This is a genomic window from Streptomyces sp. PsTaAH-137 (assembly GCF_003259365.1).
GTDB lineage: Bacteria > Actinomycetota > Actinomycetes > Streptomycetales > Streptomycetaceae > Streptomyces.
In genome coordinates this window covers 105,063-117,271 of the sequence record NZ_QLLY01000019.1, presented here as the reverse complement: position 1 = coordinate 117,271, position 12,209 = coordinate 105,063, and the positions used below count along the sequence as shown (strand labels likewise).

At 71.3% G+C, this 12,209-nt stretch carries 12 protein-coding genes; 4 read left to right on the top strand and 8 right to left on the bottom strand.

Annotated features, from left to right (window positions below):
* Positions 1–157 precede the first annotated feature (157 nt).
* On the bottom strand, positions 158–496 hold the full coding sequence (locus K377_RS33365) for a WXG100 family type VII secretion target (protein ID WP_111667348.1): 339 nt from the start codon (positions 494–496) through the stop codon (positions 158–160).
* A gap of 171 nt (positions 497–667) precedes the next feature.
* Between K377_RS33365 and K377_RS33360 the strand changes: the two genes are divergently transcribed.
* Entirely contained in the window at positions 668–1,513 is an 846-nt protein-coding gene (locus K377_RS33360) for a hypothetical protein (protein ID WP_111667347.1), read from the top strand.
* 75 nt (positions 1,514–1,588) lie between these two features.
* Here the strand turns inward: K377_RS33360 and K377_RS33355 are convergent, their stop codons facing one another.
* From K377_RS33355 to K377_RS33340, 4 genes are read right to left on the bottom strand one after another with little or no spacing between them, the layout of a single operon-like run.
* Positions 1,589–2,206 (bottom strand): hypothetical protein, encoded by a 618-nt coding sequence (locus K377_RS33355; RefSeq protein ID WP_111667346.1) that lies wholly within the window; start codon positions 2,204–2,206, stop codon positions 1,589–1,591.
* 49 nt (positions 2,207–2,255) lie between these two features.
* Positions 2,256–2,621: a hypothetical protein gene (locus K377_RS33350; RefSeq protein WP_111667345.1), complete on the bottom strand. Its 366-nt coding sequence runs from the start codon at positions 2,619–2,621 to the stop codon at positions 2,256–2,258.
* A gap of 46 nt (positions 2,622–2,667) precedes the next feature.
* A complete protein-coding gene (locus tag K377_RS41845; protein ID WP_111667344.1) occupies positions 2,668–3,720 on the bottom strand; it encodes a hypothetical protein in 1,053 nt (350 codons plus the stop codon).
* Positions 3,721–3,748: 28 nt separating this feature from the next.
* A complete protein-coding gene (locus tag K377_RS33340) occupies positions 3,749–4,087 on the bottom strand; it encodes a hypothetical protein (protein WP_111667343.1) in 339 nt (112 codons plus the stop codon).
* Positions 4,088–4,286: 199 nt separating this feature from the next.
* Between K377_RS33340 and K377_RS33335 the strand changes: the two genes are divergently transcribed.
* The 3 genes from K377_RS33335 (at position 4,287) to K377_RS33325 (ending at position 6,636) form a co-directional block, all read left to right on the top strand.
* Positions 4,287–5,039, top strand: coding sequence for a hypothetical protein (locus tag K377_RS33335; protein WP_146614802.1), 753 nt, complete (start codon positions 4,287–4,289; stop codon positions 5,037–5,039).
* A gap of 111 nt (positions 5,040–5,150) precedes the next feature.
* Positions 5,151–5,852, top strand: coding sequence for a hypothetical protein (locus K377_RS33330; protein ID WP_111667341.1), 702 nt, complete (start codon positions 5,151–5,153; stop codon positions 5,850–5,852).
* 40 nt (positions 5,853–5,892) lie between these two features.
* Positions 5,893–6,636 (top strand): sporulation protein, encoded by a 744-nt coding sequence (locus K377_RS33325; RefSeq protein ID WP_111667340.1) that lies wholly within the window; start codon positions 5,893–5,895, stop codon positions 6,634–6,636.
* Between the two features lie 71 nt (positions 6,637–6,707).
* On the opposite strand, the gene K377_RS33320 is transcribed toward K377_RS33325, so the two are convergent.
* From K377_RS33320 to eccE, 3 genes are all read right to left on the bottom strand, one after another.
* Positions 6,708–9,146 (bottom strand): MinD/ParA family protein, encoded by a 2,439-nt coding sequence (locus K377_RS33320; RefSeq protein ID WP_111667339.1) that lies wholly within the window; start codon positions 9,144–9,146, stop codon positions 6,708–6,710.
* Positions 9,147–9,353: 207 nt separating this feature from the next.
* Positions 9,354–10,940, bottom strand: coding sequence for a hypothetical protein (locus tag K377_RS42500; RefSeq protein WP_237551752.1), 1,587 nt, complete (start codon positions 10,938–10,940; stop codon positions 9,354–9,356).
* Positions 10,940–12,157, bottom strand: a complete 1,218-nt coding sequence (gene eccE, locus K377_RS33310) for a type VII secretion protein EccE (RefSeq protein ID WP_111667403.1) — start codon at positions 12,155–12,157, stop codon at positions 10,940–10,942. Before eccE ends, K377_RS42500 begins: the two co-directional genes overlap by 1 nt.
* Between the last annotated feature and the right edge of the window lie 52 nt (positions 12,158–12,209).

The window sequence follows — 12,209 nt, the reverse complement described above, 5'->3', positions numbered from 1 at the left end:
TGAATTACTCCCCCGGTGTGCGTACGCCTCCGTGTGCGCGTACGCCTGCGTGAATGAACGGCGACGGTGACCGCGAAAGATGACAGCGGCAGGCCGTCGCCCGTGAACAGGTGCGAACACCCCGTGAATGGGTGCAACAGGTGCGTGCGTACGCGCGTCAGTACGTGATGCCGGGCCGCTGAGCCCCGTAGGCCACGATGCTCTGGGCCTGGTCGTCCTCGGTCAGCTCGTACTGCGCGCCCATGACCGCGAGGTTGTTGCCGATCTTGTCGAGCTCGGAGGCGAGGTGCTCCATCGAGTCGAGCATGCCGTCCCGCACCGGTTCGTAGATGTCGGCGAAGGTGCCGATGACGTCCTCGCCCCAGTCGGACTCGGCCGCTTCGAGTGACGTTTTGAGCTGCTCGGTCGCGGACTTGAAGTCGGCGCCCAGGTCGGTGAAGACGCCCCCCTGGTCCTTGAGCACGGCCGGATCGACCTCGAAACCTGCGCCTGCCATGTATTCCCCCTGAATACTGTGTCGCGTTGGAGACCCAGTCACTCTAGTGCTGTCCCGTACCAGTGATTCACAGCCCGCGCAATCCTCACCACGTGCTCACACACACGCCATGTCCCTGAGCTAACGTGCTGCGGCCCGCCGCCCGCGTCCCCGAACAGCCCGAGGCCCGCTATGACCAACTATCAGCCGAACCCCTACCAGCAGCCGCAGCCACCGCAGCAGCCGTCGCCGTACCCGAACCCGTACCAGCAAGCGCCGCAGGGACAGCCCCCTTACCCGCAGAACACGCCGCCGCCCCCGGGCTCGTATCCACCGCCGCCCCCTTACCAACAGCCGCCGCAGCCCTGGGGTTCACCGCCCCAAGGGCCGCCGCCCGGGCCGCAGCAGCAGTTCCCGCAGCAGCCGCCTCCGCCGCAGGCTCCCGCCGGCCCCAAGGTCCCCGTTCTGGGCCGGCTGATCGGCGCGGGCATCATCGTCGTCGCGCTGCTCTTCAGCGGCTACTTCGCGTGGGAGGGCCTGTACGCCGCCGGGGTGCGCGGCGTCCACGGGGAGCTGAAGGTCGAGAAGTGCACCGCGAAGTACGAGCACTACCGCTCGCACGGGCACTATCGGACCCGGCGCAGTTATGACTGCTTCGGGGTGTTCACGTCGGACGACGGCAGGACGAAGGACATCAACGCGGTCCTGGACACCAAGCTGCGCTACGACGCCGACGAGTCGGTCTCGGTGACGCAGGCCGGTGAGGCCGTGTCGACGTCGCGGGACTTCGACTACGTCGTATCCGACGCCAAGCACGCCGGGTTCGACTTCGCCGGCTCGTTCGCCCTGCTCATCGCTGCCGCGCTCGGCATCTTCTGCGCGGCCACCGGCTACTTCCCGGGCAGGCGCTGCCAGGTGTCGTACAACGATGCCTGGCGCGCGTCCGCACGCGGGGCGACGCGGCCGGTCGTCATCGCGGTCGGGGCGATCGGCGCCGTGGGCGCGCTGGTGTCACTGCTTCTGGGGTACGTGCTGTAAGGCGTTGGGGTACGCGCGTGGGCCCGCAGCCGACCGGAAGTGGCTGCGGGCCCGAACAGGCAGGTGGTGTCGGGGCTAGGAAGCCGCCACCACGAATCCCGCGCCGATCAGCACCGGGCAGAGGGCGAGGAGCACGCCGAGCACCGGGAGGGCGGGGCGGCGCTCGCTCAGGAGTTGCCAGGCCTCGCCGAAGGTGATGCGGCCGAAACGGTACCTCGGCTCGTTCCACCGTCCGCGGGGCATGTATCCGGTCAGCAGGAAGAAGCCGCCCACGGCGAAGAGCAGGGCCGCGCCGCCGAGCCAGGCGAGGGCGCGGGCGAGCTTTCCGGCGGTGAGTTCACCGGTGGACGAGCCCGTGTACGTGTCGTCGTCCGTCCGGAAGGCGGGAAGCCAGGCTCCCCGCACCGCGGTGGTGCCGCGGTGCAGGACGGCGCCCTCGGTCTTCTCGCCGGTCTTGTCGTCCTTGAAGGTTCCCGTGCAGGTGAAGCCGTCGCCCGTACTCCGGCAGGACTCCACGGCGACGTAGCCCGGGCGGGCCGTGACCGTGAGGTGGCCGTCGAAATAGCCGATGCCGGAGAACGCCAGCTTGCAGCCCACGGCGGCGATGGCTCCCCCGACGAGCCAGCCCCGCAGCCGCCGGTTCACGTGATTGCGGCGGGCTCGGTGCCGCTCCCAGGCCGCGGAGTCCGTCACGTTCCCCCTCTGCTCTCCACCAGCTCCATCAGCACCAGCTCTGTCAGCTCTACCGGATCCGGCTGTCGCGGGTCGCGCCGCCGCCCCTCGGGTCCTCGTCCGGGTCGTACTCGCGCACCTTCTGCCGCTCCTGCGGCGACATGTTCTTCCACTGCTCCCGCAGCGGCGCGAGCCCTTCACCGAGCGCACGGTGCCCGGCCGGGCTGTCGAGTACGTCCTTCAACTCCATGCGGCCGGAGAGGAGTTGGCGGGCCAGGTCCTGAAGCGGCTTCGGAGCGTTGGGCATGTCGCGGACCTTGCGGAGGGACGCGGTGAGGTGCTCGTTCTGCTCTTCGGTGAGGTTCTTGTCCTCGATGGGATAGTCGCGCTCACCGAGCGCGTCGAGGCGGTCGCGGTTTCCGGGTCCGTTGCTCATGGTGTGGGACTCCCCCTTGTGGATGCGTACGTGGTTCGTTGGTGCGTCAGCCGAACGTGGCGCGGACCTGATCGGCCTCCGACGCTCCCGCGGAGACGGCGGCCGGTTCCGGTGCGGACGCCGGCGCGGATGTCGGTGTGGACGGGGTGTCGGACGTCGGCGTGGACGGTGCGGCCGTGGGCTCGGACGGCGTGGAGGGCGTCGACGTCCCCGACTCCGCGTGCGGCTTCTCCGTGGCGTTGTTGAAGAGCTCGCCCGCGCCCTGCACGGCGGTCCGCAGCCCGCCCGGGTCGCCCGCGTCGGCGGCCGCGAGGCCCTGCACGACCTTTCCGCCGGCCTTGGCCTCGAAGTCGTAGCCGTTGCCGTCGTCGTTCACCGAGATCTCGCCGGCCACCTTCCCCATCGCCGGGTTGACGGCGGCGGCGCCGAATCCCAGCAGGGACTCCTGGAGGCCGCCCCCCGCGCCGAGGCTCACCTTGATGCTCTGGGTGGCCGCCTCGCTCGCGACGGACTTCAGGGTGTCCTTGGCCAGGTCCTCGAGGATGGTCTTCGCCTCCTTGACGACCCGCTCCTTGAGGGCCTCCTGGATGGCCTGCCAGACCTTCTGCGCGGCCTCCTTGAGCAGGCGCCCCACGAGCTGCCTGACCATCACGACCCGGGCGGCGAAGGCCGCCTCGGACGCACCGAGGGTGAAGACAGCGCTCGCCTGGGCAGCCGCGAACTCGATGGCCAGGTCGATGAGTTGGATGATGATGGCCAGCTTCATCTCGGCCACGATGGCCGCGCAGGCCGTGAGGGCCCCGGCCAGCGCGCCCGAGGCCACACTGATCACGTCGAGGTAGCCGACGCCCAGGGCGCCGCCCGCGAACTTGCCCCACTCGTCGGTGAACTTCTCGACGGCCTCGCCGGAGAAGGCGGTGATCGGCTGGGCCGCCGCGTTGCCCTGCGTCTGCGCGTCGGCCGCGGCCTGACCGAGCCGAAGCCACTCGTTGGCGGCCTCGATCATCTTGACTTCGTTGAGGTTCGGCCAGTCGAACCCGAGAAGGTCGAGAATCCAGTCGAGTTCCGGCGGCAGTACGGTGATCTCGTCCCAGGCCACGTGCCTGCTCCTCAGCGATCGGGAGGGGTCAGGCCCCGCGGTTCTGGGACGCCTGCATCAGCGCCTGGTAATGGTCCTGCTCGGTGGTGTCGTACTGCTCGGCCATGGAGTCCAGCTTCTCGCCGACCCCCTTCAGGGCCTCGGTGAGGTGCTCCAGCGAGTCACGGATTCCGGCGCTGATCGGCTTGTAGAAGTCGAGAATCGTGGTGGCGACTCCGGCGTCGTCGTCGCCGAATCCCTCTTCGAGCCCCTCGATCGCGTCGCCCGATTTCTTCGCCGCGGAACCGAAATCCTCACCGAGACGAGCGAAAGCACGTCCCTGGGACTTCAGAACGTCCGCGTCGATCTCGTACCCAACGCCCGCCATGGCCTGTTCCCCCCGCTGTTCTCCTGCCGATACCGGCTCCGCGGAGCCGAATGTCGTACTGTAGTCGACCACATCCTCAGGCGGCGCAGCAGGCACTCACTCTTCACGGCCCGGACGTAAGTCCGCCACGAGTGCCCATTACAGTGCCGATGAGCTGGCATTTCCCCCCCACCACCGGGCCTCTCACGGAATCTTCGACATGACCTCTCCTGCCTCGCCCGTCCCTCCTCCTTCGTCGGCTTCCGCGGCCCAGCAGCCCCCCGGGGAGGAGTCCGCCACCAAGCCCGTACCGCCGTCGCCGATCGGCCGCTGGTTCGGGGTGGCGGTCGCCGTCGCCGCGCTCGCGGTCATCTGGTATGGCTTCTCCACCGCCGCGATGTCCTCGGGTCTCGTGGGGACGCGGGGTGAGCTGACCATCAGCACGTGTGACACGACGTACGAGTCGGGCAGTTCGCGTTCCAGCGGCTCGCACCCGAGCAAGCGGGTGCGGGAGCTCGTGTGCGAGGGGACGTTCCGTTCCTCCGGCGGCGACGTCGTGGACCGGTCCGCGCGGCTCGTCCTGGACGGCAACCAGGGCGGCGGTGACGGCGACACCATCAGCGAGATCCGCAAGCAGGACTACGACCGGGGCTACAAGCCGGGTTACGAGGTGAGCGTCAACCGCTCCTCCGACGGCGATCTCTACGTCACGAGCTGGCTGTCGATCGCCAACTGCCTGTGCCTGGGATTCCTCGCGGTGATCTTCCTCGGCTACAGCTTCACCTGCATCGGCGCCGGCCACTTCCCCAAGCAGGGGATCGGCCCCACGCACAGCGAGGGCACCGCGATGGTGCCCAAGTGGGCCAGCGACACCGAGAGTTGGCTGTGGGTGATCGGCGGCATCGGGCTGGTGCTCGCCATCGTCTTCCGAATCCTGCTGATGTTCGCGGGCTTCGCGAGCCTGCTGATGTGAGTGCCGCTCCGGGCGCCGCACCAGGCCTTCTCAAGTTTCTTCAGCTCCGCGTCGAACGCTTTCCCACTCGAGCCATGAACAGCCGTCCTGCCGACGCCATCTGGAGATCCGGTGAAGACGCCCTCCTCCCCACCTCAACCGCCCACGGACAAAAGCCCCACCGATGAGATCTCGCCGGTTCCGCCTCCGGCGCTGATCGGGCGGATCTTCGGCATCGTGGTGGTGCTGCTGACTCTCGGCGGAATGTACTGGACCTTCACCACTTCCGTACTGTCCAGCGGGTACGTCGGCTCGCACGGAGACCTCTCCATCAGTCAGTGCAAGGTGACGTACGGCTCGTCGAAGCGCAGCACCGAACGCGCTCCGGTATCGGTGACCTGCCACGGTGCGTTCCGCTCGTCCGACGGCTCCGTCGTGGACAAGTCAGCACAGATCCACTTGAGCTTCGGGGGTGCCAATGTCGAGAGCGACGCCGCGGAGAAGGTCACCACGGAGAAGGCCGAAAAGCTCGCGGTAAACCGCTCCGCCGACGGGACGCTGGCGATCACCAGCGCGGAATCAGCGGTCAATTACCTGTGCGGCGGCTTCTTCTTCATGCTTTTCTTCGCGTACGGGTCGAAGTGCGCCCTCACCGGGTCCTTCCCGAAAAAGGGTATCGGCCCTTCCGCGTCGGAGGCGGACCAGCTGTTGCCCAAGTCACTGAGAGCCACGTGGGAATGGGTGTTCGTCATCGGTGGCCTCGGACTCGTTCTCGCCGTCCTGTTCCGCATCGGCATGGCCGTCTTCGGGCTGGCCACATTGCCCTTCCAATGACACCGCTCCCGTACGGGGAGCATTAAATCGGGGAGATCTCATGGCATTCCGCAAGTTCCTCAGCTCGCTCGGCGTCGGTGCGCCCGACGTCGAGACCACCCTGAACACGACCGCCGTGCGGCCGGGTGACCAGTTGCACTGCAATGTCGAGCTGCGGGGCGGGTCCGTCGATATCGATCTGCGGCAGATCCGGATCCAACTCGTCGCGCGTTTCGAGGACTTGGAGGAGACGGAGGTGCTGTGGGGCAACCCCGGTGTGCTCAAGTCTCTGGTGCTCGGGGAGAACGTCGCGCTGCGTGCCGGGGACTCGGTCAACGGGCAGGTCACCATGGAGGTGCCGTGGGAGACGCCCTTGACGCATGTGCTCGGCGGGCGGCCGCTCAAGGGGGCGCGGGTGGCTGTTCGTACCGAGTTGTCCATCGAGAACTCCGTCGACCCCGGTGACTTCGACGAGATCCAGGTCCATGCCCTGCCCGCGCAGGACGCGCTGTTGCAGGCGTACTCGAACCTCGGGTTCCGGTTCGACGAGGCCGAGGTCAAGAAGGGGACGCCCAAGGGCGGTCAGAACTCGCAGGTCGACTTCTGGCAGGAGATCGAGATGTGGTTCCCGCCGGAGTACCGGCGGCCGGGCGGTCAGCTGGAGTCCATCTTCTTCGCGCGCCACGACTCGCTCGACCTGGTCACCGGCTCGTACGGGCCGTACCCCTTCCCGTACGCCACCATCGACGTCGCGGGGTGGACGGCCTGGCTCGACCAGCATCTGCGGTCGACCTTCCAGCGCTGAGCGAGCCATGAGTGAGGGGCCCCGTCCGCGGTGCGGACGGGGCCCCTCTCGTCATGCTCGTACTGCCGCTCCTACTGCGGCGGCTGCTGCTGCGTCCAGCCCGACGGGAGGCCGCCGCCGCCCTGCTGCGGAGGCTGCTGCGGCTGCTGCTGCGGGGCCGGGGGCTGCTGCTGCGGGTAGCCGTAGCCCGGCTGGGGGGCCGGGGGCTGCGGGGCGTAGCCCTGCTGTGGCGGGTAGCCCGCGGGGGGCATGCCGGGCTGGGCGCCGTACATGCCGCCCGCCTGCATCTGCTGCTGGCTGCGCTGGGCGAAGTCCTCGGCGATCAGTGCCGCGATCTCGAAGTACGCCTCCCGGGTCTTCGGCCGCATCATGTCGAGGTCTACCTCGGCACCGGCCGCCAGGTGCTCGTCAAACGGGACGACGACCACACCGCGGCAGCGCGTCTCGAAGTGGCTGACGATGTCGTCCACCTTGATCATCTTGCCGGTCTCGCGGACCCCCGAGATGACGGTGAGGGAACGCTGGACGAGGTCCGCGTAACCGTGCGCCGACAGCCAGTCCAGGGTGGTGCTGGCGCTGGAGGCGCCGTCCACCGACGGCGTCGAGATGATGACCAACTGGTCGGCCAGGTCCAGGACTCCGCGCATCGCGGAGTAGAGGAGACCCGTACCGGAGTCGGTCAGGATGATCGGGTACTGCTTGCCGAGGACGTCGAGCGCGGCGCGGTAGTCCGCGTCGTTGAAGGACGTCGAGACGGCCGGGTCCACGTCGTTGGCGATGATCTCCAGGCCGGAGGGCGCCTGCGAGGTGAAGCGGCGGATGTCCATGTACGAGTGCAGGTGCGGGATGTTCTGCACCAGGTCGCGGATGGTCGCCCCGGTCTCACGGCGCACACGGCGGCCGAGCGTGCCGGCGTCCGGGTTGGCGTCGATCGCGAGGATCTTGTCCTGCCGCTCGGAGGCGAGCGAGGCGCCGATCGACATCGTCGTGGTCGTCTTGCCGACGCCGCCCTTGAGGCTGATCACGGCGATGCGGTAGCAGGACATGACGGGCGTGCGGATCAGTTCCAGCTTGCGCTGCCGCTCGGCCTCGGCGGCCTTGGCGCCCAGCTTGAACTTGCTGGGGCCCTTGTTGTTGTTCTTCCGCTTCGGCTGCTGGCGCAGGAGGCGGTCGGAGCTCAGCTCGACCTGCGCGTTGTACCCGAGCGGCGCGCCCGGCGCCGAACGCTGCTGGCCCGCGCCCGGGTCCCAGCCCGCGCGCGGGTCGGGCGCGGAGGGCTGGGGCGCGGCGGGCTGCGGGTACGGGGTCGGGGCGGGCGCCGGAGCGGCGGCCTGCGGAGCGGCCTGCTGCGGAGGCTGCTGGTACGGCTGCTGCTGCCCGTAGGCGGCGAACGGGGCCTGGCCCGGCTGCGGTTGGGGCTGCTGCGGGGGCTGGGGCTGGCCGGGCTGCTGCGGGTAGCCGTAACCGGCGGGCGGCTGCTGCTGCGGCGCGGGCTGCTGACCGTACGGGCCCGGCTGCTGCGGCGGCATCGGCTGCCCCGGGGCGGGCTGGGGCTGCGGGTGACCCGGGGCCGGCTGGCCCGGAACCTGCTGCTGGGGCTGAGGCTGGGGGTAGCCGTAACCGCCCGCCGCCTGCGGGGGCTGGGCCTGCGGCTGAGGCTGCGGGTAGCCGTAACCGCCGGCCGCGGGCGGCGGCGTGGGCTGGCCCGGCACGGGCTGCTGCTGCTGCTGCGGGTAGCCGTACGCCTGTTGCGGCGCCGCGGGCGGGAGCGGGGCACCCGGCGCGGCCTGCGGGGCGGGCTGCTGCGGGTAGCCGTACGCCTGTTGCGGGTCCGCGGGCGGCAGCGGCGCGCCCGGCACCGGAGGCGTGGGCTGGCCGGGGATCTGCTGCTGGGGCTGCGGTGCGGCCGGCGCGGGGGCGACCGGCTGCGCGGCAGGCGGTGCGGCCGGCGCCGGAGCGGGTGCCTCGGGAGCGGGCGCCGGGGCCGGCGGAGCGGCCTGCGGTGCCGGGGCGGCCTGCGCACCCGTGTCGGTGCCGGACTCCTCGCTCGCCGCGGGGGCCGACTCGTCGTCATCGTCGTCGTCGCCCCACAGGTCACCCGTGGGGTCGACGGTGCCGGACCGGCGGCTCGACTCGGCGGGAGCGGGCGGGGCCGGGGGCGCGGCGGGTGCGGGCGTCGCGGCGTCCCCAGTACCCGTACCCATACCCGCACTCGTGCCTGCGGCCGGTTCCGTACCGGGACCCGGGGTGGCCCCCGGGTTTCCGAAGCTCGGGAAGCCGGGCGCGGCCGGAGCCGCGCCCTGGGCGGGCGGAGGGGGTGCGGGCGTCCCGGCCGGAGGGGTGGCGGGCGCGTCGGAGGAAGGGGGCGCGGGCGTCGCCGGGGCGCCCGATTCACCCGCATTCGTGTACCAGGACGGCGCGTCGAAGTCGAGGTGGAACTCGCCAGTCAGTTCCGTCTCGATCGATCCGTCGCCGAGGTCCGGGTTCCGCTGGTCCCGGTCACTGGTCACTACGCCTCCTGGTCTTGGCTGTGCATCTGAACGACTCGGCCTGGCACGGCTCCCCGGTCGTCCCCCGGACCGCTGAAGCGGTCCCGCACCACATGCGTCATTGCCGTTCGTCAAGACAGCCTAAACGCTCCGGGGCACCCGCCGTAAAGGCGGTACGCACGACTCTCGTACCGCCCCCTCGGCGGGGCCGGGTGCGGCGTTCAGGTGTCAGTCCATGCGGCGCGGGCCGCCGAGCAGACCGGTCTCCGGGTCCGTCGGCTGCACCATCACGTACTGGTGCTTGCCGCCCGCGATCCACAGCATCGTCGCGTCGCTGAGCGTCGGCAGCGTCTGGGTGAGCTGCTCGGGCAGCCGCAGGATGCGCCCGATGACCTCGGCCTCCTGGGGGGAGACGCTCTGCAGGCCGATCACGTCGGCCCGCGTGAGCAGCCGCGGCGCGCGCGGACCGAGGAACGGGACCACGGTGAGCGTCGACTGCCAGGGCATCGGGGCGAGTTGCGACCGTCCGGGCTGCGCGCCCAGGTCGCGTACGACGAGGACGGGGCTGGCGACGGACGCGCCCTGCGCGGCGAGCTGGTTCGGCTCGTACACCGCGACGCACTGGAGGCCGCCGCCCGCGGCCTGGGCCATCGGGGCCCACGCCTGGGGGCGTACGGACTCGACGGCGATCCGGGCGCCGACGGCCGCGGTGCGCAGCGCGATGATCTGCGCGGTCCACATCGAGCCGACGACGACCACTTCGAGGGGCTTGGGCCGCAGCACGTCGAGGACGGCCGGCATGCCCTGCGGGTCGACGCCGATGACGACACCGTCGTCGCCGACGTTGACGCCGAGCGAGCCGAGCGACTTCTTCGGCAGGACGTGCCGGCGGCGGCGCGGGCCGCGCAGGCCGTAACCCGCGTGGCTGAACTCCTCCTCGAACTCCGCGAAGTCGTCGTCGTTCGCGTCGGGTTCGTCGGGCAGCGCCCGGTGTGTGGGCCGGCCGGAGCCGATCTCGGGCGCCGGCGCGTACGTCATCGTGGTGGAGGTGACGGGCTCCGGCGCGGCCTGCTGCTGCATGCCTCCGGGGAAGGCGGCCTGGGGCGGGACCTGTTGTGGCTGCTGGGGTTGCTGGGGCTGGGGCGGCTGCGCGTACTGCTGTTGGGCCGCCGCCTGCTGCTGCCGCTGCTGGTCCTCCCACTGGCGGCGGCGCGCCTCGGCCTCCTCGGCCCGGCGCTGCTCCTCCTGGTATCGGGCCCGCAACTGGCGCTGTTCTTCGGCGTGTTGGGCGGCGGCGGCCTGTTGCTGGGCTGCCGCCTGCTGCTGCGCCGCTTGCTGGGCGGCCTGCTGGGCTGCCGCTTGTTCGGCGGCGGCCCGCTGCTGCGCGGCCTGCTGTTCGGCCGCGGCCTGCTGCTGAGCTGCCTGCTGGGCGGCGGCCTGCTGCTCCGCCGCCTGCTGGGCCTCCCACTGCTGGCGGCGCGCTTCGGCCTCCGCGGCCCGGCGTTGCTGCTCGGCTGCCTGCTGCTGGGCCGCTTGCTGTTGGGCCGCCTGCTGCTCGGGTGTGAGCTGCTGCTGCGGGTAGCCGTAGGCGCCCTGCTGCTCGGGCGTGGGCTGTTGCTGTTGCGGCTGCTGTGGTTGCTGCTGCTGGGGGTACCCGTAACCGCCCTGCTGCTGGGCGGCGGCAGCGGCCTGCTGGGCCTCCCACTGGCGGCGCCGCTCGGCGGCCTCCGCGGCGCGGCGCTGCTGCTCGGCGTACTCCTCGGGGGTCAACTGGCCGCCCGGGTCCCGGGGATCGCGGTTTTCGGGGGTGCTCATCAGTGCGTGCCTCCGAGGGGAAGGGTGGCGAGGAGGCCGGGCAGCTGCTCCCGGTCGAGGCGGACGAGGCCGGCCTTGAGCGCGGTGGAGGAGCGTTCGAGCTCGCGCTTGGCCTGGTCCAGCTCGTTCTCGCTGCGCGCCGACAGCCGGACGTGCCCGCTGAGCGCGACGTCGTCGCGGCCGGCGCCCGAGACGGCGAGGGAGACGGTGGTGGCCATGGTGCGGGTGGTGGACAGCCCGCCGGTGAGCGCGCCGAGCGGGGTCGCGCCGTGACCGAGCTGCGGCCACGTGCCGACCCAGTACGAGGCGTGCCAGCGGTCGTCGCAGCGCCAGGCCCGCACGGTCTCCTCGGTGCGCGGACCCGAACTGCCGCCGCGCGACTGGGCGTTGAGGTTGGCGCGCGGGTTGACGCAGGCGGCTGTGGAGAGCGCGGAGATGATGCCGGTCTCGTCGAGGGCCTCGGCGCGGAAGCCGAGGCCGTTGAGCCGGCTGATCAGCTGGTCCGAGGCGCGCAGCAGCGCGCGCTGGGCACCGCGCACGCCGCCGCCGCGGGCCTCGACGGCCTCGGGGCAGAGCTCGGGGTCGAGCTTGAGCGCGACCCAGGTCATCCGTACCGCGGGGGCGCCCGCCTGCGCCTGCACGGCCGCGTACGCCTGGGCGGCGAGGGCCTGCGGGGGAAGGTGCGGGGCCGGGGCGGGCTGGGTGTACTGGACCAGCTGCACCGATTCGAGGTGGATGTCCTCGACGTCCAGGGAGTCGGCGAGGATCTCGACCGGCAGCGGCCGCGCGTCGCTGGTGGGCCGCAGCGGGCCGGGCGCGGAGTCGACCTGGACGAGGGTGGTGAGGAACGTGCCGTCGCCGACGAACCCGATCAGGCGACGGTCGCGGGACTCGTACTCGTGGGTGCGCAGCGCCGGGTCCGCCTCGAGCAGCGGCGCGAAGGAGCTGTCGACGTCCGTGGGCGGCGGTCCGGTGAAGGTGCGGCGGCGGCGCTTGAGGGCGCGGCCGATCGCCATCCATTCGGGCAGCGGGTGGCGCCTGCGGCGGCCGAGGTTGAAGAAGACGAGCAGCCCGCCGACGACGGCCGCGGGCACCATCAGGATGGGGCTGATCGCCGCGGCCGCCACGACGAGCGCGAGGGCGATCTGGATGATCAGCAGATGGTGGGCGCTGACCGGCCCGAAGCTGCCCGCCGTGCGCGGCAGTTTCGGGCGCACCGGCCCCGTCGGCACGGGTGCGGCCGCCTCGGGCTGCGCCGGTGGTGTGGTG

What these genes read in the sequence shown, in the direction of transcription:
- K377_RS33335 (WP_146614802.1), top strand. Translation starts at nt 4,287, where the DNA reads ATGACCTCTCCTGCCTCGCCCGTCCCTCCTCCTTCGTCGGCTTCCGCG.
- K377_RS33340 (WP_111667343.1), bottom strand. Translation starts at nt 4,087, where the DNA reads ATGGCGGGCGTTGGGTACGAGATCGACGCGGACGTTCTGAAGTCCCAG.
- K377_RS33325 (WP_111667340.1), top strand. Translation starts at nt 5,893, where the DNA reads ATGGCATTCCGCAAGTTCCTCAGCTCGCTCGGCGTCGGTGCGCCCGAC.
- K377_RS33360 (WP_111667347.1), top strand. Translation starts at nt 668, where the DNA reads ATGACCAACTATCAGCCGAACCCCTACCAGCAGCCGCAGCCACCGCAG.
- K377_RS33365 (WP_111667348.1), bottom strand. Translation starts at nt 496, where the DNA reads ATGGCAGGCGCAGGTTTCGAGGTCGATCCGGCCGTGCTCAAGGACCAG.
- K377_RS42500 (WP_237551752.1), bottom strand. Translation starts at nt 10,940, where the DNA reads ATGAGCACCCCCGAAAACCGCGATCCCCGGGACCCGGGCGGCCAGTTG.
- K377_RS33350 (WP_111667345.1), bottom strand. Translation starts at nt 2,621, where the DNA reads ATGAGCAACGGACCCGGAAACCGCGACCGCCTCGACGCGCTCGGTGAG.